Annotated in this window: 17 protein-coding genes; 9 read left to right on the top strand and 8 right to left on the bottom strand. The window is 74.0% G+C overall.

The window, feature by feature from the left end:
- The first annotated feature begins 3 nt into the window (after nucleotides 1-3).
- Both ACZ6YG_RS13080 and ACZ6YG_RS13075 read left to right on the top strand, forming a co-directional pair.
- On the top strand, nucleotides 4-540 hold the full coding sequence (locus tag ACZ6YG_RS13080) for an NUDIX hydrolase family protein (RefSeq protein ID WP_466018084.1): 537 nt from the start codon (nucleotides 4-6) through the stop codon (nucleotides 538-540).
- A 273-nt stretch (nucleotides 541-813) separates the two neighbouring features.
- Nucleotides 814-1,776, top strand: coding sequence for an SDR family NAD(P)-dependent oxidoreductase (locus tag ACZ6YG_RS13075; protein ID WP_466018083.1), 963 nt, complete (start codon nucleotides 814-816; stop codon nucleotides 1,774-1,776).
- 162 nt (nucleotides 1,777-1,938) lie between these two features.
- On the opposite strand, the gene ACZ6YG_RS13070 is transcribed toward ACZ6YG_RS13075, so the two are convergent.
- The gene (locus ACZ6YG_RS13070; RefSeq protein ID WP_466018082.1) at nucleotides 1,939-2,952 is read right to left on the bottom strand and encodes an AraC family transcriptional regulator; all 1,014 of its coding nucleotides are present in this window, start codon (nucleotides 2,950-2,952) and stop codon (nucleotides 1,939-1,941) included.
- Between the two features lie 303 nt (nucleotides 2,953-3,255).
- Between ACZ6YG_RS13070 and ACZ6YG_RS13065 the strand changes: the two genes are divergently transcribed.
- Nucleotides 3,256-4,347 (top strand): class I SAM-dependent methyltransferase, encoded by a 1,092-nt coding sequence (locus ACZ6YG_RS13065; protein WP_466018081.1) that lies wholly within the window; start codon nucleotides 3,256-3,258, stop codon nucleotides 4,345-4,347.
- A gap of 81 nt (nucleotides 4,348-4,428) precedes the next feature.
- On the opposite strand, the gene ACZ6YG_RS13060 is transcribed toward ACZ6YG_RS13065, so the two are convergent.
- The 5 genes from ACZ6YG_RS13060 to ACZ6YG_RS13040 are packed head-to-tail and all read right to left on the bottom strand — an operon-like array spanning nucleotide 4,429 to nucleotide 8,656.
- Complete coding sequence (locus tag ACZ6YG_RS13060) at nucleotides 4,429-5,226, bottom strand: pentapeptide repeat-containing protein (protein ID WP_466018080.1); 798 nt, start codon at nucleotides 5,224-5,226, stop codon at nucleotides 4,429-4,431.
- A gap of 19 nt (nucleotides 5,227-5,245) precedes the next feature.
- Nucleotides 5,246-5,890 (bottom strand): response regulator, encoded by a 645-nt coding sequence (locus ACZ6YG_RS13055; protein ID WP_466018079.1) that lies wholly within the window; start codon nucleotides 5,888-5,890, stop codon nucleotides 5,246-5,248.
- Entirely contained in the window at nucleotides 5,881-6,981 is a 1,101-nt protein-coding gene (locus ACZ6YG_RS13050) for a sensor histidine kinase (RefSeq protein ID WP_466018170.1), read from the bottom strand. Before ACZ6YG_RS13050 ends, ACZ6YG_RS13055 begins: the two co-directional genes overlap by 10 nt.
- 20 nt (nucleotides 6,982-7,001) lie before the next feature.
- Nucleotides 7,002-7,763: an ABC transporter permease gene (locus tag ACZ6YG_RS13045; RefSeq protein WP_364236234.1), complete on the bottom strand. Its 762-nt coding sequence runs from the start codon at nucleotides 7,761-7,763 to the stop codon at nucleotides 7,002-7,004.
- Nucleotides 7,760-8,656, bottom strand: coding sequence for an ABC transporter ATP-binding protein (locus ACZ6YG_RS13040; RefSeq protein ID WP_271278292.1), 897 nt, complete (start codon nucleotides 8,654-8,656; stop codon nucleotides 7,760-7,762). The genes ACZ6YG_RS13045 and ACZ6YG_RS13040 overlap by 4 nt, the downstream gene beginning before the upstream one ends.
- A gap of 110 nt (nucleotides 8,657-8,766) precedes the next feature.
- Here ACZ6YG_RS13040 and ACZ6YG_RS13035 point away from each other — a divergent pair, with 110 nt between their 5' ends.
- Both ACZ6YG_RS13035 and ACZ6YG_RS13030 read left to right on the top strand, forming a co-directional pair.
- Nucleotides 8,767-9,339 (top strand): TetR/AcrR family transcriptional regulator, encoded by a 573-nt coding sequence (locus ACZ6YG_RS13035; protein WP_148031901.1) that lies wholly within the window; start codon nucleotides 8,767-8,769, stop codon nucleotides 9,337-9,339.
- 43 nt (nucleotides 9,340-9,382) lie between these two features.
- Nucleotides 9,383-10,585 (top strand): Cmx/CmrA family chloramphenicol efflux MFS transporter, encoded by a 1,203-nt coding sequence (locus ACZ6YG_RS13030; RefSeq protein WP_466018078.1) that lies wholly within the window; start codon nucleotides 9,383-9,385, stop codon nucleotides 10,583-10,585.
- On the opposite strand, the gene ACZ6YG_RS13025 is transcribed toward ACZ6YG_RS13030, so the two are convergent.
- A complete protein-coding gene (locus ACZ6YG_RS13025; RefSeq protein ID WP_466018077.1) occupies nucleotides 10,549-11,217 on the bottom strand; it encodes a class I SAM-dependent methyltransferase in 669 nt (222 codons plus the stop codon). The genes ACZ6YG_RS13030 and ACZ6YG_RS13025 overlap by 37 nt on opposite strands.
- Nucleotides 11,218-11,389: 172 nt before the next feature.
- Here ACZ6YG_RS13025 and ligA point away from each other — a divergent pair, with 172 nt between their 5' ends.
- The 3 genes from ligA (at nucleotide 11,390) to ACZ6YG_RS13010 (ending at nucleotide 14,814) form a co-directional block, all read left to right on the top strand.
- A complete protein-coding gene (ligA, locus tag ACZ6YG_RS13020) occupies nucleotides 11,390-13,477 on the top strand; it encodes an NAD-dependent DNA ligase LigA (RefSeq protein ID WP_148031903.1) in 2,088 nt (695 codons plus the stop codon).
- A 196-nt stretch (nucleotides 13,478-13,673) separates the two neighbouring features.
- Nucleotides 13,674-13,919 (top strand): hypothetical protein, encoded by a 246-nt coding sequence (locus tag ACZ6YG_RS13015; RefSeq protein ID WP_148031904.1) that lies wholly within the window; start codon nucleotides 13,674-13,676, stop codon nucleotides 13,917-13,919.
- A gap of 109 nt (nucleotides 13,920-14,028) precedes the next feature.
- A complete protein-coding gene (locus tag ACZ6YG_RS13010) occupies nucleotides 14,029-14,814 on the top strand; it encodes a TetR/AcrR family transcriptional regulator (protein WP_148031905.1) in 786 nt (261 codons plus the stop codon).
- Nucleotide 14,815: 1 nt separating this feature from the next.
- Here ACZ6YG_RS13010 and ACZ6YG_RS13005 read toward each other — a convergent pair whose 3' ends face one another.
- Nucleotides 14,816-15,982, bottom strand: coding sequence for an MFS transporter (locus tag ACZ6YG_RS13005; RefSeq protein ID WP_148031906.1), 1,167 nt, complete (start codon nucleotides 15,980-15,982; stop codon nucleotides 14,816-14,818).
- Nucleotides 15,983-16,026: 44 nt separating this feature from the next.
- Here ACZ6YG_RS13005 and ACZ6YG_RS13000 point away from each other — a divergent pair, with 44 nt between their 5' ends.
- A complete protein-coding gene (locus tag ACZ6YG_RS13000; protein ID WP_466018076.1) occupies nucleotides 16,027-17,049 on the top strand; it encodes an ROK family transcriptional regulator in 1,023 nt (340 codons plus the stop codon).
- The last annotated feature ends 3 nt before the right edge of the window (nucleotides 17,050-17,052 follow it).

Below are 17,052 nucleotides of genomic sequence, written 5' to 3'. Positions count from 1 at the left end.
CTAGTGACCGAGATAACCGAGACCTCGCCCGGCTGGCTCGCTCCCGAGGAGCTCGAGTCGATGCGCGGCCGCATGCCGATCCTGTACGTCGACGCGGTGCCGGTGCGGGTGGACGACACGGGCGCCGTGACCCGCGTCGGGCTGCTGCTCCGCATCGCCGCGGACGGGACCGTCAGCAGGGCCCTGGTCTCCGGGCGGGTGCTCTACCACGAGCGCGTCCGCGACGCCCTCCTGCGTCACCTGGAGAAGGACCTCGGCCCGGTCGCGCTGCCCAGCCTGCCCGTGTCGCCGGTGCCGTTCACGGTCGCCGAATACTTCCCGACGCCCGGCGTGACGCCCTACCACGACCCGCGCCAGCACGCCGTCTCGCTGGCCTACATCGTGCCGGTCCGCGGCGACTGCCGCCCCCGGCAGGACGCGCTCGACCTCGTGTGGTTCACGCCGGAGGAGGCGGCCTCGCCGATGGTGCAGCAGGAGATGACGGGCGGCCAGGGCGTGCTGCTCAAGCAGGCGCTCGCGCACGTGGGCCGGCTGACCTGAGTCAGTGGTGCCCAGAACGGCCTGACTTCCGCGGCCGGTTGCGCTCGCGAACCAGTGATGTGCGCGCCTCCCCCGCCACGTAGGCGACACCCGTGTCGCCGGGCAGCACCGGTGACGCCGCCGCGGCGCACCCGCCCCAGGTCGTGCGGGCTCGTCGCTTCCTAGCACCTCCCGTACACCCACTCCCCTCCCCCAGCGCGCGGCTTCGGACGGCTCGGCCGTACGAGCCCCCGACTTGACCTGGAGTGCGCTCCATTCCGTAACGTCGCGGACATGACCACAGCGCAACAGAGCATCGGATCCGGCTTCGGCGCCCGCAGCACCGCGCGCGAGGTGCTGCGCGGCATCGACCTGACCGGGAAGCTGGCGATCGTCACGGGCGGCTACTCGGGGCTCGGCCTGGAGACCACGCGGGCGCTCGCGGAGGCGGGCGCCCGGGTCGTGGTGCCCGCCAGGCGGCCCGAGCACGCCGCGGAGGCGGTCGCCGGGGTCGCCGGGGTCGAGGTGGACGCGCTCGACCTGGCCGACCTCGGCAGCGTACGCGACTTCGCCGAGCGCTTCCTCGGCTCCGGCCGGGACGTGCACATCATGATCAACAGCGCGGCGGTGATGGCCGCCCCCGAGACGCGGGTCGGGCCCGGCTGGGAGCTGCAGTTCGCCACCAACCACCTGGGCCACTACGCGCTGGTCAACCGGCTCTGGCCGGCGATCCGGCGCGGCGGCGGACGGGTGGTGTCGGTGTCGTCGAACGCCCACCGCATGACCGGCATCCGCTGGGACGACGTGCATCTCACCACCGGGTATGAGAAGTGGCTGGCGTACGGGCAGGCCAAGACCGCCAACGTGCTGTTCGCCGTCCACCTGGACAGGCTCGCGGCTCCGTACGGGGTGCGCGCCTTCGCCCTGCACCCGGGCGGCATCCTCACCCCGCTCCAGCGGCACCTGCCCAAGGCGGAGATGGTGGCGGCCGGCTGGATCGACGAGGACGGCAACCAGGTCGCCGACAGCTTCAAGACGCCGGAGCAGGGGGCGTCCACCCAGGTGTGGGCGGCGACCTCGCCTCGGCTCGACGGCCTGGGCGGCCTCTACCTGGAGGACTGCGACGTCGCCCCCCAGGCGGACGGGACCGCCCCGGGCCCGGGCGTCCGCCCCCACGCGACGGACCCCGACGAGGCCGCCCGCCTGTGGCACCTCTCAGCGGAACTCACCGGCGTGAACGCCTTCTCTCAGAGATAGACGATCGCGAACGAGTGACCGGCCACTCCCGTCCGGACACTCACCCGCGCCCGCCCTCAGACTTCCGTACCGGACCCCCGCAAGATCTGGCCAGCCCGCCCTTGGCACCCGCCGCAGGCTATGACCGGCCAGATCCCGGTCGGCACTCGCCGCACGCCCCTCCTATTGCTCTGACCAGCCAATTCCGTCCCGGAAAGTTCGTACTGGGTTATGTGAGGGGGTGGTGCGGCGGTAGGCGCCCGGGGCGAGACCGTACTCGCGCTTGAACGCGTGCGCGAGGGCGTGCTCGGAGCCGTAGCCGACCTGGGCGGCGATGGCCGTGAGCGGCTCGTCGGTGTCGCGGAGCAGGCGGGCCGCGCTGGTGAGGCGCCACCAGGTGAGATAGGCCAGCGGCGGCCGCCCCACCAGCGCGGCGAACCTCCTGGCGAACGCCGCCCTGGACAGCCCGCCCTGCCTGCCCAGCGCCTCGACGGTCCACGGCCTGGCCGGTTCGGCGTGGACGGCGCGCAGGGCCGCGTCCACGGCGGGATCACGCAGGGCCGCCGCCCACCCGCCGGACTGCTCGGCCAGCCAGGCCCGCAGGATGTAGAGCAGCAACAGATCGAGCAGCGCAGGCAGAGCGGCATCACCACCGGGCGCGCCACCCCCGAGGGCAGGCACCCGGCCATCCTCCTGGCCGGACAGCACCGGCAGGCCGTCACCGTCGACGCCCCGCGCCTGGCTGGACAGCAGAGGCAGGGCGTCGCCCTCGGTGGTCGGCGCTCGGTCGAGTTCCTGGGCGAGCAGTTCGACGACCGCTTGCAGCGACGGATCGCGGCCCACCTTCGCGGGCAGGTGGACGATCTCGGGCAGTTCGGTGAGCAGCGGGTGCACCCGGTCCTGGTCCATCGGGTAGCCGCCGCACAGCAGGGCGACGGTCCCGCCGGGCGGCGTGGCGGGAGCGGAGGCCAGCCCGTGCGCGGCGGCCGTGGGCAGGAACACCACGTCGCCCACCCCGAGCGGCACCGGCTCCGCCTCGCGGGGCAGCAGCAGGCACGAGCCCTGCAGCACGACGTGGAACCCGGCGCAGCCCTCCCCTGCTGGGAAGTCCTCGGCGAAGGGCGCCTTCCCAACGAGGCGGCTGGAGTGCGGGCGGCCCACCCGCGCGGCCGTGACCGCGTCCGACAGCACATCCATGCCGGGAGCATAACGGGAGACTCTCCCGCAAAAGCGGAGCATCCTGGAGCATCAGCCGTCTTCCGGCGAATCCCACAGGTTCCAGCGAGCGACCGCCCACGACGTAGACATGAACAGCTCCATGCGGCCGGCGACGCAGGCGCCCGCCCCCGAGCAAGTCCCGAACACACTCGTCCTAACCTGGAGAACGCGGGAGCCGTCAGGGAAGGAACTCGCCTGATACACGTACTTTTCCCTGTTTTCCCAGATCAGAGGGACCGATCCTGATCTCGCGATCGTTCACTGGAGAAAGCGAGACCTGCGATGACCACCGACCTGAGCCTGGACACCGACCGCACCGACCGGCTGGTGGACCGGTTGTTCGAGGGCACCGTCGGCGCCCTGGAGCTCTATTCGGTCTATCTGGGCACCGAACTGGGCCTGTACCGGGTGCTGCACGAGCAGGGCCCGCTCACGCCGGTCGAGCTCGCCCACGGCGCCGGCATCACGCCCAGGTACGCCCGCGAGTGGCTGGAGCAGCAGGCCGTGGCCGGGCTGCTGGACGTGGAGGAGCCGCCCGGCGGCGAGCGCCGTTTCGCCCTGCCGCCCGAGCACGCCCGCGTGCTGGTGCACGCCGACGACCCGGCCTACGTTGCCCCGTTCGGGCATCTGCTGGCCGGCATCGGCGGCGTGCTGGACCTGGTCGCGCACGCGTACCGCACCGGCACGGGCGTTCCCTACTCCTCGTACGGGCGCGCGTTCCGGCACGGGCAGGGCCACATCAACCGGCCCGCGTTCACCCACGACCTGACCGGCGAGTGGCTTCAGGCCATGCCCGACGTGGTCGAGCGGCTGCACGCGGCGCCCCGCCCGCGCATCGCCGACGTCGGCTGCGGCCAGGGCTGGTCCACGCTCGCGCTGGCCCGCGCGTTCCCGAACGCCCGGGTGGACGGCGTGGACCTGGACGACGCCTCCGTCGCCGACGCGCGGGCCAACGCCGCGGAGGCCGGGCTCGACGGCCGGATCAGGGTGCTGCATGCCGACGTGGCCCGGCTGCCCGAGACCGGTCCGTACGACCTGGTCGTCATCCTGGAGGCGCTGCACGACATGGCGCAGCCGGTGGAGGCGCTGCGCGCGATGCGCGACGCCCTCGCCCGCGGCGGCGCGGTCCTGGTCGGCGACGAGCGGGTGGCGGACACGTTCACCGCGCCGGGCGACCAGGTGGAGCGCCTGATGTACGGGTGGAGCGTCACGCACTGCCTGCCCACCCAGCTCGTGGACCGGCCGACGGCCGCGACCGGCACGGTGATCCGCGCGGGCGCGGTGCGGGAGCACGCGGCCGCCGCCGGCTTCGGCCGCTGCACCGTGCTGCCGGTGGAGCACGACTTCTTCCGCTTCTACCGGCTGGACGCCTGATCGTCGCGCCAGGAACTCGGCCTCCACCTCGTCCGCCCGCGCCCGGGCGAACAGGGTGCCGGAACCCGGTGGGTCAACCGGTTATCGACCGCTCCAGTGGGCGGGACGGTCGAGGGCGGGCGGCAGCCTGGTGGCGGTGTCGCCCTGGGCGGAGCCGATCTGGGACCGGGTGAGGAAGAGGCTGCCGGTGAGGTCGGCGCCGCTGAGGTCGGCGGCGCGCAGGTCGGCCCCGATCAGGTCGGCCTGCCGCAGGTCGGCGCCCTTGAGCTGGGCGCCGATGAGGTAGGCGCCGCGCAGGTCGGCGCCACGCAGGTCGGCGCCCTTGAGGTTGGCGCCCATGAGGTCGGCGCCCCTGCGCTTCTTGCCGCGCAGCCCGGCCCGGGCCAGCTCGCTGGCGCGCAGCAGCAGCGGGTTGACCCGCTCGCGGCAGGCGGCCACGTCGGCGGCGAGGATCTCCTGCGGGGTGGCGCGGGTGAGCCGCCCGGTCTCGTCCAGGAGCGCGCGCAGGTCGGCGTGGAGGGAGCGGGCGGCGGGGAGCGCGAGCGCCTCGGTGAGGTACCACAGCAGCTCGTGGAGCTGCCGCACCACGGGGAAGACGGCGAACATCTCGCGGGCGGACCCGGGCCGCCGCCGCCAGTCGCGACCCGCGTACACGACCTGGGTGACCTTCTGGCCGGCGCCGAAGCAGTCGTAGGCCACGCAGCCGGGGAAGCCTTCGCGGCGCAGGTCGCGGTGGATGCCGCAGCGGAAGTCGTCGCGGAGGTTGCGGCACGGCTCGCCGGCCGCCTTGTCGACGGCGAAGTCGGCGGAGCGGGAGAAGGGCAGCGCCACGCAGCACAGCCCGGAGCAGCTCGCGCAGTCGGCTTTCAGATCGTGCACGCGCGTCGTCGCCCCCGGGTCAGTCGTCCAGATAGCGCAGGATGGCCAGCACCCTCCGGCTGTAGGCGGGGGTGGCCGGCAGCTCCAGCTTGTCGAAGATGGCTTGGATGTGTTTCTCGACCGTGCTCAATGATACGTGCAGGCCTTCGGCGATCGCCCCGTTGGCGTAACCCTGCGCCAGGCGGTGCAGGACCTCGCGCTCGCGGCCGGTGAGCCAGCGCAGCGGGTCGGCGCGGCTGGTGCGGGCCAGGAGCTGGCGGACCACCTCGGGGTCGATGACGGTGCCGCCGGCGTGCACCCGTTCCAGCGAGCCGAGGAACTCGGCCACCTCCGACACCCGGTCCTTGAGCAGGTAGCCCAGCCGGTCGCCGGACCCGGCGAGCAGCTGGGCGGCGTAGGTCTTGTCGACGTACTGCGACAGCACCAGCACGCCCACCTCGGGCCAGCTCTCGCGGATGCGCAGCGCGGCGCGCAGGCCGTCGTCGGTGTGGGTCGGCGGCATGCGCACGTCGACCACGGCCACGTCGGGCCGGTCGGCGGCGACGGCGTCGACCAGGGCGGGCGCGTCGCCGACCGCGGCCACGACCTCGTGGCCGGCGTCCTGGAGCAGGCGGGCCAGCCCTTCGCGCAGCAGCACGGCGTCGTCAGCCAGGATCAGCCGCACGCCCCCTCCTTGGGCAGAACCGCGGTCACCCGGGTGCCGCCGCCCGCGGGGCTCGCCACCTCGAACGCGCCGTCGAGGGCGAGCACCCGGCGGGCCAGCCCGGACAGGCCGCCGCCGGAGGGGTCGGCCCCGCCCTGGCCGTCGTCGGAGATGTCCACGCGCACCGCCTTCCCGTCCTCGCCGAGCACGACCAGGATGTCACGGGCGCGGGCGTGCTTGACCGCGTTGGTGATCGCCTCCCGGGCGACGAAGTAGAGCGCGGTCTCCACCTGCGGCGCCGGCCGGTCGCCGAGCCCGTAGTGCACGGTCACGGGTACGGGCGAGCGCTCGGCCACGCCGGCCAGCGCGGCGCGCAGCCCCAGCTCGTCGAGCGCGGTCGGGTAGACGCGCCAGGCGACGCTGCGCAGCTCGTCGAGCAGCCGGCGGGACTCGGCGTAGGCCTGGTCGACCAGGGCCGGGGCGTCGGCGGGGCTGTGACGGGCGCGGCCGAGCAGCATGGCCAGGGCGACGCCGCGCTGCTGCACGCCGTCGTGCAGGTCGCGCTCGATGCGGCGCCGCTCGTCGTCGACGGCGCGGACGATGCCGGACCGGGTCGTGGTCAGCTCGGCGATGCGCCGCCTCATCTGTTCCTGGACCCCGGGGCCGAGGAAGCGGGCGGCCAGGCGGCGCTCGGCGGCCACCGTCGCCCAGCAGCAGAGCGCGGTCAGGGCCAGCAGGACGGCGGCGCAGGCCAGGCCGATGATCAGGCTGTCGGTGGTGAGGTTGATGCCGGGGAAGCGCAGCACCACCGGGGTGGCCGACCCGGTCACCACGGCCCATCCGGCGCCGGCCAGGAACAGCGCGCCGACGAAGCCGAGCGCCAGTGTCAGGTAGCCGCCGGCCAGGCCGGTGACCGCGCGGGCCGCGAGGTAGCCGGTGCCCGCCGTGCCGGCCTCGGCGTCGTACCCGAGCAGGGCCCGCAGCCGGGCGCGTTCCAGCGCCACCAGCCGCGGCGCCCAGCGGGCGCGGGCGGGCCAGGCCAGCGCGAGGAGCAGCAGCTCGGCTCCCCCGGTGACCGCCCCGGCCAGCACCCCGGCGAGCCTGCGCAGCATGACGTCCACGGCTGCGCAGTCTAGGCGTCGCGCCGGCGCAGCACCGCGTAGCCCGCGGCCACGGCCAGCGCGGTCCAGGCGGCGAGCCAGGCCAGGCCCTCGCCCGGCGGGTAAGGGAGCGGCCCGCCGGTGAGGTTGTCGGTGCTTCCCAGGAACGCCATCCCGGCGAACGTCGGCAGCCGCAGCGACACCTCCACCGCGGCGGGGACGCCCGTCATCACCAGCAGCAGCGGCAGCCCGAGCGTCGCCATGAACAGCGCCGCGAGCGACCCCGCCGAGCCGCGCAGCGCCGCGCTCACCCCCACCGCCAGCACCCCGACCAGCGCGTGGAAGACGCCGAGCCGCAGCAGGTCGGCCGCGGTCTCGGCGGGCGCGAGCGCGGGCGCCGAGCGGAACACCGGCGCGAGCAGCACCAGGTAGGTGGCCAGCGCGGCGGCCGCCCCGGTCAGCACTCCGGCGGCGAACAGCACGGGAGCCACCACGAGCGACTTGGCCGCGAGCATCCGCCCGCGCACCGGCACGGCCTGCAGGGTGGGCCTGATGGTGCCGGAGGCGTACTCGGTGGTGACGGCCAGCACGGCCAGCGCGATGGCCGCGTACTGGGAGAACAGGATCACCGACACGACGGGCTCGGTCGCCTGGACGTGCTCGCTCTCCATCGCCGCCGCGCCGCCCAGCGTGATCGCGCCGAGCACGCTGACCACGACGCCCGCGGCCAGGCAGAGCCAGGTGGAGCGGATCGACCGGAGTTTGACCCATTCGGCCGCCATCGCGTCCCTCATCGGGTCACCCCGTACTCAACGCTGCCGGCCGTGAGCTCCTGGAAGGCCTGTTCCAGCGAGGGTTCGCGAGGGCTCAGCCCGTGCAACCGCACGCCCGCCTCGTGGGCGAGGTCACCGACCCGTTCCACGGTCGCGCCGGTCACGACCAGCTCGTTCTCGCCGCGCCGGACGGCCGTCAGGCCGGCGGCGGTCAGGCGGTCGGCCAGGTCGCCCGCGTGCGGGCTGCGGACCAGCACCTCGGTGGCCGCCAGGAGCCGCGACAGCGGCGCGTCCGCGAGCAGTCGTCCCTTGCCGATCACCACGAGGTGGTCGGCGGTGAGCTGCATCTCGCTCATCAGGTGGCTGGAGACGAACACGGTGCGGCCCTCGGCGGCGAGCGACCGCATCAGCTCGCGTACCCAGCGCACCCCGTCCGGGTCCAGCCCGTTGACGGGCTCGTCGAACATCAGCACCTCGGGGTCGCCGAGCAGCGCCGCCGCTATCCCCAGGCGCTGGCTCATGCCCAGCGAGTACGTGCCGGCCCGCTTGCCGGCCACCGTGGCCAGCCCGACCCGTTCGAGCACCCGCGTGACGCGCGCGGCGGGGATGCCGTTGGCGCGGGCGAGGGCCAGCAGGTGGGCCCTGCCGCTGCGTCCGGGGTGCGCGGCGCGGGCGTCGAGCAGCGCGCCGACCGTGCGCAGCGGCCTGTCCAGCCGGTGGTACGGGGTGCCGCCGACGAGCGCGGTGCCGGAGGTGGGCCGGTCGAGTCCGAGGATCATGCGCATCGTGGTGGACTTGCCCGCGCCGTTCGGGCCGAGGAAGCCGGTGACGGCGCCGGGCTTCACCTGGAGGGTGAGGCCGTCGACGGCGGTGCGCTCGCCGTACCGCTTGGTGAGCCGGTCAAGGGTGATCATGTGTTCTCACGCTAGGCGGGCGCGGGTGCCGCGACCATGGGGCCGCCCGCCGACTCGTATGGCGGATTCCCGTATTGCACAGATCAGTCCAAAACGCTACCGTACGGAACATGGCACGACCGAGGACGTTCGAGGAGGAGCAGGCCGTCGAGGCGGCCATGCGGGCGTTCTGGGAGTCCGGCTACGAGGCGACCTCGACGCAGGACCTGTGCGCGGCCACCGGGCTGGGCCGCAGCAGCGTCTACAACGCCTTCGAGAGCAAGCGCGAGCTTTTCCTGAAGGCGCTGCGGCGCTACATGGAGCGCAAGGACGCCGAGCTGGCGGAGCTGCTGGACAGCGAGCTGCCGATCAGGGAGAAGGTGCGCACCCTGCTGTGGTACGCGGTCGACAGCCCCGAGGGCGAGCCGCCGGGCTGCATGGTGGTCAACACCCTGGTGGAGCTGGGGCCGCGCGACCCCGAGCTGGCCGAGCCGGCCAGGCGCCACCAGGAGGAGCGGGTGGCCAGGCTGCGTGACGCGTTCGCGGCGGCGCGCGCCGAGGGCGAGCTGGGCCCCGACCGGGATCCCTGCGCGCTCGCGCACTTCCTCATGGCCACGGTCGGCGGCATGCGGGTGGCCGCTCGCGGCGGCGGCGACCGGGCGGCGCTGGAGGCGATCGCCACGACCGCGCTGCGGGCCTTCTGAGCTTTTCCCGCCCTTGTTTTGTACTGATCTATCTAAAATTGGAGTGATCATTGTGCCGCTGGCCGTCTACGTCCTGGGCGTGGCCATCTTCGCCCAGGGGACGTCGGAGCTGATGCTCGCAGGGTTGCTGCCGGAGATGGCCGCCGACCTGGGCGTGTCCGTGCCGGAGGCGGGCCTGCTGATCTCCGGGTTCGCGCTGGGGATGCTGGTGGGCGCCCCGGTGCTGGCCGTGCTGACCCTGCGCTGGCCGCGCCGCGACGCGCTGCTGGCGTTCATGGCGGTGTTCGCCGTCACCCACGTGGTGGGGGCGCTGACCTCCTCCTATGGGGTGCTGCTCGCGACCCGCGTGGCGGGGGCCTTCGTGTACGCCGGATTCTGGGCGGTGGCGGCCGTGACGGCGATCGGCCTGGTGCCGGTCAGCGCCCGGGGGCGGGCGATGAGCGTGGTGGCGGGCGGGCTCACCGTGGCGACCCTGGTCGGCCTGCCGGCGGGCACCCTCGTGGGGCAGAGCCTGGGCTGGCGTGCCGTCTTCTGGGCCGTGGCCGCGCTGTCGGCGCTCGCCGCGGCCGGCGTGCTCGCCACCGTCCCGGCCGCCCGCCCGGAGCCGCCGGCGGGCGGGGAACTGCCGCTGCGCGCCCAGGTGCGCGCGCTCGCCCGGCCGCAGGTGTGGCTCGCCTGCGCCACCACCGCCGTCTCCACCGCCGCCCTGCTGGTCGTCTTCGCCTACCTCGCCGCGCTGCTCGTCGACACCACGGGCCTGGCGCCGGCCTGGGTCGCGGGCGTCCTCGCCCTGTACGGGCTGGGCTCGCTGATCGGGATCACGCTCGGCGGCCGGGTGGCCGACTCCCGGCCGTTCGCCCTGCTGTTCACCGGACTGTCCGGAGTGACACTGGTGTCGGCCGGGATCGCGCTGGGCGCGGAGGTGGCGTGGGCGGTGGTGCCGCTGGCGTTCCTGCTGGGCGGGTTCGGCTTCGCCGTCAACCCGGCGCTCAACACCCGCGTGTTCGCGCTGGCCGCGGGCGCGCCGGCGCTGGCGGCGGCGGTGAACGTGGCGGCCTTCAACACCGGCATCACCGTGGGCCCCTGGCTGGGCGGGCTGGCGCTGGCGGCGGGGTTCGGGTACGGGTCGATCGGCTGGATCGGCGCGGCCCTCGGCCTCGCGGCGCTGGGCACGGTGGCGCTGGCGCGGGTGACGCGGGCGCCGGAGGTTCAGGCGGCGCCGGTCGAGCCGGTCGGCCGCGCCTGATAGACGCACACCGAGAACGGCCGGTGCGCCGTGGTCTCCACCCGCTCGCTCACCTGGGACAGCGGGCTCGCGTGCACGAACCGGTGCAGCCGCCTCGCCTCCGGCCACGGATGCACCAGCACCAGCACGCCGCCGGGACCGAGCAGCCCGGCCAGCTGCTCGCTGGCCCGCCTCAGCCGGTCGCGGCGGCCCAGGTAGTAGAGCGTCTCCGCGCAGAACACCAGGTCGTAGCGGTGTTCAGAGGTGAAGGTGAGGATGTCGGCGGCCAGCAGCCTGGTGCGGCCGGACGCCTTCTCCACCCGCTCGGCCGCCCTGGACAGCGCCCGCTCCGAGATGTCGAGCCCGGTGATGTCGGCGTCGGGGTAGGCCTCGGTCAGCAGTTTCGTGAAGACGCCCTCGCTGCACCCGACCTCCAGGATCCGCCCGTAGGGGCGGTCGGGGATCTGCGCGAGGGTGGCCGCGTACTTGGCCTGCTCGTACGCGTCCGTGCCCATGTGCCAGGGGTCGGGGTTGCGGTGCCACCAGTCGAAGTAGCGGCGCAGGAGGGCTCCCTGACCGCGGGAGCCCAGCAGGGACAGCGTCCGGAAGAAGGTCCGGTGCATGAGATCCCCGACGTCCTTGACACCCGCCATGCGGCCCCCTTCGGGTCGGAACTCCGGCCGTTTCATCCTGCATGATGAGATCGCCGCGCGAGCGGCGGCGACGCGGCCCCTCTCGCCGGCTCCGGCGGGAGGGGCCGCCGCGTCCGCTGAGCCGCTGGTCGGAGACACGAAAATGTCAGTGCCGGTTGAGAGGATGAAGCTCATGACCGACACCGCGCCCCACACCGTCCTGGCCGACCGGGCCGCCTACGCCGAGGCCGTGCGGCGGGCTCTCGACGCCAACGCCGCTTATTACGGCACCGGCGAGTCGGAGCTCGACGACGACGACTACGACCGGTTGTTCCGCGGCATCCAGGCCTACGAGGCCGCCCACCCCGGCGAGGTGCTCCCCCACTCCCCCACCGGCAAGGTGGCCGGCGGCGCGGTGACCGGCGACGTGCCCCACACGGTGCCGATGCTCAGCCTCGACAACGTGTTCTCCGCCGAGCAGCTCGCCAAGTGGGTGGCCGGGCTGGAGCGGCGGCTGGGCCGCCCGGTGGCGGCCTTCAGCGTGGAGCCCAAGCTCGACGGCCTGGCCGTGTCGGCGCGCTACCACCGGGGCGGGCTCGTGCAGCTCGTCACCCGCGGCGACGGCGCGGCCGGTGAGGACGTCTCCCACAACATCGGCGCCGTCACCGGGCTGCCGCGGCGGCTGTCGAGGCCGGTCACCGTGGAGATCCGCGGCGAGGTGCTGATGACGGCCGAGCAGTTCGATGCCGCGTGCGCCAAGCGGCAGGCGCACGACGGCACGACCTTCGCCAACCCGCGCAGCGCCGCCGCCGGCACGCTGCGCGCCAAGGACCGGCCCTATGTGTGCGAGCTGACGTTCTTCGGCTACAGCGCGCTGCCGCTGCCGCCCGATGACGACTCCGAGCTGGCGGCGAGCCTGCGCGAGCTGCCGCACAGCGAGATCATGGAGCTGGTGGCCGAGCTGGGCGTGGCCACGACGGCGGCGACCCCGGTGGCAGGCATCGTGGCGACGACGGTGGAGCGCATCCAGGAGCGCATCGGCGAGGTGGCGGCGGCGCGGGCGACGCTGCCGTTCGGCATCGACGGCATCGTGATCAAGGCCGACAGCGCCGCCGACCAGGCGGCGGCGGGTTTCGGTACGCGTGCGCCGCGCTGGGCGACCGCCTACAAGCTGCCCGCCACCGAGAAGATCACCAAGCTGGTCGGGGTCGAGTGGGGCGTCGGCCGCACCGGCGTCATCGCGCCCCGGGGCGTGCTGGAGCCGGTCGAGCTCGACGGCAGCACCGTCACCTACGCCACCCTCCACAACCCCGCCGACATCGCCCGCCGCGGCCTCAGGCTGGGCGACCACGTCATGGTCCACAAGGCGGGCGACGTCATCCCCCGGATCGAGGCGCCGGTGGTCCACCTGCGCACGGGAGAGGAGACGGAGATCGTCTTCCCCGAGTCGTGCCCCAACTGCGCGGGCGAGATCGACCGGTCGCAGGAGCGCTGGCGCTGCGTGCGGGGCCGCGCCTGCCGCGCACTGGCGTCCATCCTCTACGCGGCGGGGCGCGACCAGCTCGACATCGAGACGCTCGCGGAGAACCGCATCGTCCAGCTGCTCGACGCGGGCCTGATCATCGACTTCGCCGACCTGTTCACGCTGACCCGCGACCAGATACTCGGGCTCGACCGGATGGGCGAGACCAGCGCCGACAAGCTGCTGGCCGCCCTCGACCAGGCCCGTGCCAGGCCGCTGAGCAGGGTGTTCTGCGCGCTGGGCGTGCGCGGCACGGGCCGGTCGATGTCACGCCGCATCGCCCGCCACTTCCGCACGATGGACGCGATCCTGGCCGCCGACGCCGAGGCCGTGCAGCAGGTGGAGGGCATGGGGCCGGAGAAGGCCACGCTCCTGGTCGCCGAGCTGGCCGAGCTGCGCCCGCTGATCGCCAAGCTGGCCGCCGCGGGGGTCAACATGACCGAGCCGGGCCAGGCTCCGGACCCCGCCGGGCCGGCCCCGGCCGGCGAGACTGCCGAGCTTCCCCTCACGGGCAAGACCGTGGTGGTCACGGGCGCCATGACGGGCGAGCTGGCAGCCCTGACGCGCAACCAGATGAACGAGCTGATCGAACGGGCGGGCGGCAAGTCGTCGTCGAGCGTCTCGGCCAGGACCAGCCTGCTGGTGGCGGGCGAGAAGGCGGGCTCCAAGCGGGCCAAGGCGGAGTCCCTCGGCATCACCGTCATCACCCCCGACGACTTCGTCACGCTGGTCGCCGGCCACCTGACTCCGGCGACCTGAACGGATCCCGAAGACGACGTCCTGGGGTCCGGTGCCGTCACTCGCCGTGAATCGGCGGCGTGGCGTGCTTCAGGGCGCCGAGCGGGGATCTGCCCGGCCTGTAATGAGTTCTCATGTCTGGCGTGGCGTTTCCTCCGAAGCCAACTTGGCTACGTATAGTGACGGATCGATACCACTTCGTGATCAAGGGGAGATCATGAAAACTTCGCTCATCGCCGCGGGTGGCCTGCTGTTCGCTTCGGCCGCCTTCGCTACCGCCATGGCCGTTCCGGCCGCTGCCACCGTCTCGTACCCGCCGTGCACGTTCGACGCGGAGTACGACGGCGCCTGGATCAAGACGCACGGCGACGACGTCGCGCTCGGCACGCGTGACGTCGAGGTGTGCAAGCGGTTCTGGGGCTTCCACCACGACCACGGCTTCGAGCCATTCGGCGAGGACTGATACGGGCTCCTGATAATGACGACCGGCGCCGGCACGGATCTTCCGTGCCGGCGCCGGCGCTTGTCGCGGATATCCTCGACGCGTAGAGAGATCCCCGAGGAGCCGCACGTTGGTCGTCTACGCCGGGCAAGGTGATCCACGCCGGTCGATGGCGCTGCTGTGGCGGGCCGGGCCCGCCCAGGAGGCCCGTCCCGGCCCCAAGCCCGGCCTGAGCGTCGACGAGATCGTCGACGCCGCCATCGCCATCGCCGACGCCGAGGGCATGGCCGCGGTGTCCATGCGGCGGGTCGGCGAGCGGCTGGGCCGCAGCGGCATGGCGCTCTACACGTACGTACCGGGCAAGGGCGAACTCGTCGACCTCATGTACGACCGGGCGCTGGCCGCGTTGCCCGCGGCCTACGACCTGTCGGACGGCTGGCGGGCGGCGGTGTCGGCGTGGGCCCGCGAGGTGCGTGCCTTCTACCTGCGCCACCCGTGGGCGTTGCGGCTCTCGCAGGCCCGGCCGGTGCTCGGGCCGAACGAGTTCACGCTGCTGGAGTCGCTGGCGGGGATCCTGCACGAGACGGGCCTGCCGCCGGAGGTGCTGCGCGGCGCCGTGTCGCTGCTCACCGACTTCGTCCGCGGGTCGGCCGCCACCGTGGCCGAGACCCGGCGGGCCGGGGCCGAGACGGGCGTGTCCGACGAGGAGTGGTGGCGGGCCAGGGGCGCGATCCTGGCGGAGGTCGCACCCGGCTTCGCCGGCCGCTATCCGGTGCTGTCGCGGGTCGAGGCCGGGCCGCCGCGGCCGGGCGAGGAGCCCGTCGCCTATCTGGAGCGCAAGTCGAGCCAGGCGTTCGAGACGGGGCTCGCGCTGGTCCTCGACGGCCTGGAGACCGCCAGGTCACGCCGCCCATAGCTCACCGCTTCCCGGCCGGCACCGGCACGGGCCGCGACGCCGCCGCCGGCCGCAACGCGCCGGCCAGCAGGCCCATCACGGCGGTGAGCGCGGCGAACACCCAGAACACGGCGGGGAAGGACGCGGCGCCCGCCAGCCAGCCGGTCGCCCCCGGCGCGGCCAGCCCGGCCAGGTACGTCATCGTGGCGGCCCCGGCCACGCCGGTGGCCGTGTCCTTGCCCGCGTTGCCCGCGGCGGCGAACACGAGCGGGATGACGACCGCCATGCCCACCCCGAACAGCGCGAACCCCGTGACGGTGACGGCCGGGACGCGTCCGGCCGCGATCACCACTGTGCCGAGTGTGGCCAGCACGGCGGCCCACCGCACGGTACGGACCGGGCCGAACCTGCCGATGACCGCGTCCGCGCGGAACCGGGCGAGCACCATGAAACCGGCGAAGACCGCGTACGCGACGGCGCCCACGGCCTCGCTCGAACCGGTGACCGCGATGGTGTAGACGGCGGCCCACTGCATGCTGGACAGCTCGACCACCGCGGCGCACACCCCGACCAGGCCGATGACGAACACGGCCTTCGACGGGAGGGCGAAGTGCGGCGGCGTGTGCCCGCCCGAGGCGGGCCGCCCGCCGGGAACCCCCCGGAGCGCCGGTACGGTGGCGGCCATCAGCAGTGCGGCCACCATGACGTGGTGGGCGCGGGCGTCGAGCCCGGCGTGCGCGGCCGCCACGCCGACGCCGGCCCCGGCGAAGTTGCCGACGCTCCACATGCCGTGCAGGCCCGCCATCACCGAACGGCCGACCCGCCGCTCCACCTCGACGCCCTGCGCGTTCATGACCACGTCGACGGCGCCGGCGGTGGCGCCGAGCAGGAACATCACCAGGCACAGCCAGCCGAACCCGGGCGCGAAAGCGGGCAGCACCAGCGCCGCGCAGTTGAGCGGGAGCAACACCCGCAACACGGTCCGCGCGCCGAAGTGGTGGGCTAACCGGCCGGTCGTGGGCATCGTCAGGAACGCCCCGACCGGCGGGCAGAGCAGGGCCAGCCCGAGCATGGCGGGCTCCAGGCCGAGGTTGTCCTGGATCCACGGCGTGCGGGTGACCAGGCTGCCCGTGACCGCTCCGTGCAAGGCGAAGGCCGCGGCGATGGCGCGATGATGGGGATGTCTCATGGGTAGTAAATTATCAGGCAGGGTTCCTGATGAAAAGAGGAAAGATGCGTACGGCGACCCCGAGCACCGCTCGCGCGATCAACGACCGGCTGGCCCTGGACCTCCTGCTGGAGCAGGGCCCGCTGACGGCGCCGCAGCTCAAGACGCTGACCGGGCTGTCGCGGCCCACCGTGTCGGACCTCATCGAGCGGCTCCAGGCCGACGGGCTGGTCGAGGCGCACGGCATGACCGGCGGCGACCGGCGCGGCCCGAACGCCAAGCTCTACCGGATCGTCGCCGGACGCGCGCACGTGGCGGGCGTCGGCGTGCGCCGCGACGCCATCCACGCGGTCGTCACCGACCTGGCGGGCACGACCGTCGGCACCCGCACCCGCGAGGCGGGCGGCGACCTGGCCGAGCAGGTCGCCGCGGCGGTCACCGAGGCGGCGGCCGGCCGGGCCGTCGACGCGGTGGCCGTCGGCGTGCCCGGCGTGGTGGACCCGCGGACCGGCGACATGCTGGAGGCGAGCATGCTCCCCGGCTGGCGGCCCGGCCTGCTGGGCGACCTGCGCGCACGGCTGGCCGCGCCGGTCGTGCTGGAGAACGAGGTCAACCTGGCCGCGCTGGCCGAGCACCGCGAGGGGGCGGCGGCCGGGCGGGACGACTTCGTCATGCTCTGGCTCGACGAGGGGATCGGCGCGGCCGTCGTGCTCGGCGGCAGGCCGCGGCAGGGGGCGTCGGGCGGCGCGGGCGAGATCGGCTTCCTCGACTCCTCGGCCGGGTCGATCTGCGATCTGCTCACCAGGCAGGAGGTCTCCCGGCTGGACCTCGGCGAGCTGGCCCGCCGGGTGGTGCTGGCGGCGTTCCCCGGGGTCGCGGTGCTGGACCCCGGCCTGGTCGTGCTGGCCGGCGACACCGGGCGCGAGGGCGGCGCGGAGCTGGCCTCCCGGGTCGCGGACGGGCTCGCGGCGGTGGCGCCCGTGCCGACCGAGGTTCGGGTGACGGAGGTCGAGGGCGACCCGGTGGTCAAGGGGGCGGTGGTGACGGCCCTGACGACGGCCCGCGACGCGATCTTCGGCGCGCCGTGAGTC

It is taken from the genome of Nonomuraea sp. NPDC054003 (assembly GCF_055585125.1).
The sequence above is the reverse complement of the archived record's forward strand: the minus strand, read 5'-3'. Positions and strand labels throughout refer to the sequence as shown.

Coding starts and splice junctions, on each gene's coding strand:
- ACZ6YG_RS13075 (WP_466018083.1), top strand. CDS start 814: ATGACCACAGCGCAACAGAGCATCGGATCCGGCTTCGGCGCCCGCAGC.
- ACZ6YG_RS13070 (WP_466018082.1), bottom strand. CDS start 2,952: ATGGATGTGCTGTCGGACGCGGTCACGGCCGCGCGGGTGGGCCGCCCG.
- ACZ6YG_RS13065 (WP_466018081.1), top strand. CDS start 3,256: ATGACCACCGACCTGAGCCTGGACACCGACCGCACCGACCGGCTGGTG.
- ACZ6YG_RS13050 (WP_466018170.1), bottom strand. CDS start 6,981: ATGCTGCGCAGGCTCGCCGGGGTGCTGGCCGGGGCGGTCACCGGGGGA.
- ACZ6YG_RS13045 (WP_364236234.1), bottom strand. CDS start 7,763: ATGAGGGACGCGATGGCGGCCGAATGGGTCAAACTCCGGTCGATCCGC.
- ACZ6YG_RS13040 (WP_271278292.1), bottom strand. CDS start 8,656: ATGATCACCCTTGACCGGCTCACCAAGCGGTACGGCGAGCGCACCGCC.
- ACZ6YG_RS13035 (WP_148031901.1), top strand. CDS start 8,767: ATGGCACGACCGAGGACGTTCGAGGAGGAGCAGGCCGTCGAGGCGGCC.
- ACZ6YG_RS13025 (WP_466018077.1), bottom strand. CDS start 11,217: ATGGCGGGTGTCAAGGACGTCGGGGATCTCATGCACCGGACCTTCTTC.
- ligA (WP_148031903.1), top strand. CDS start 11,390: ATGACCGACACCGCGCCCCACACCGTCCTGGCCGACCGGGCCGCCTAC.
- ACZ6YG_RS13015 (WP_148031904.1), top strand. CDS start 13,674: ATGAAAACTTCGCTCATCGCCGCGGGTGGCCTGCTGTTCGCTTCGGCC.
- ACZ6YG_RS13005 (WP_148031906.1), bottom strand. CDS start 15,982: ATGAGACATCCCCATCATCGCGCCATCGCCGCGGCCTTCGCCTTGCAC.
- ACZ6YG_RS13000 (WP_466018076.1), top strand. CDS start 16,027: ATGCGTACGGCGACCCCGAGCACCGCTCGCGCGATCAACGACCGGCTG.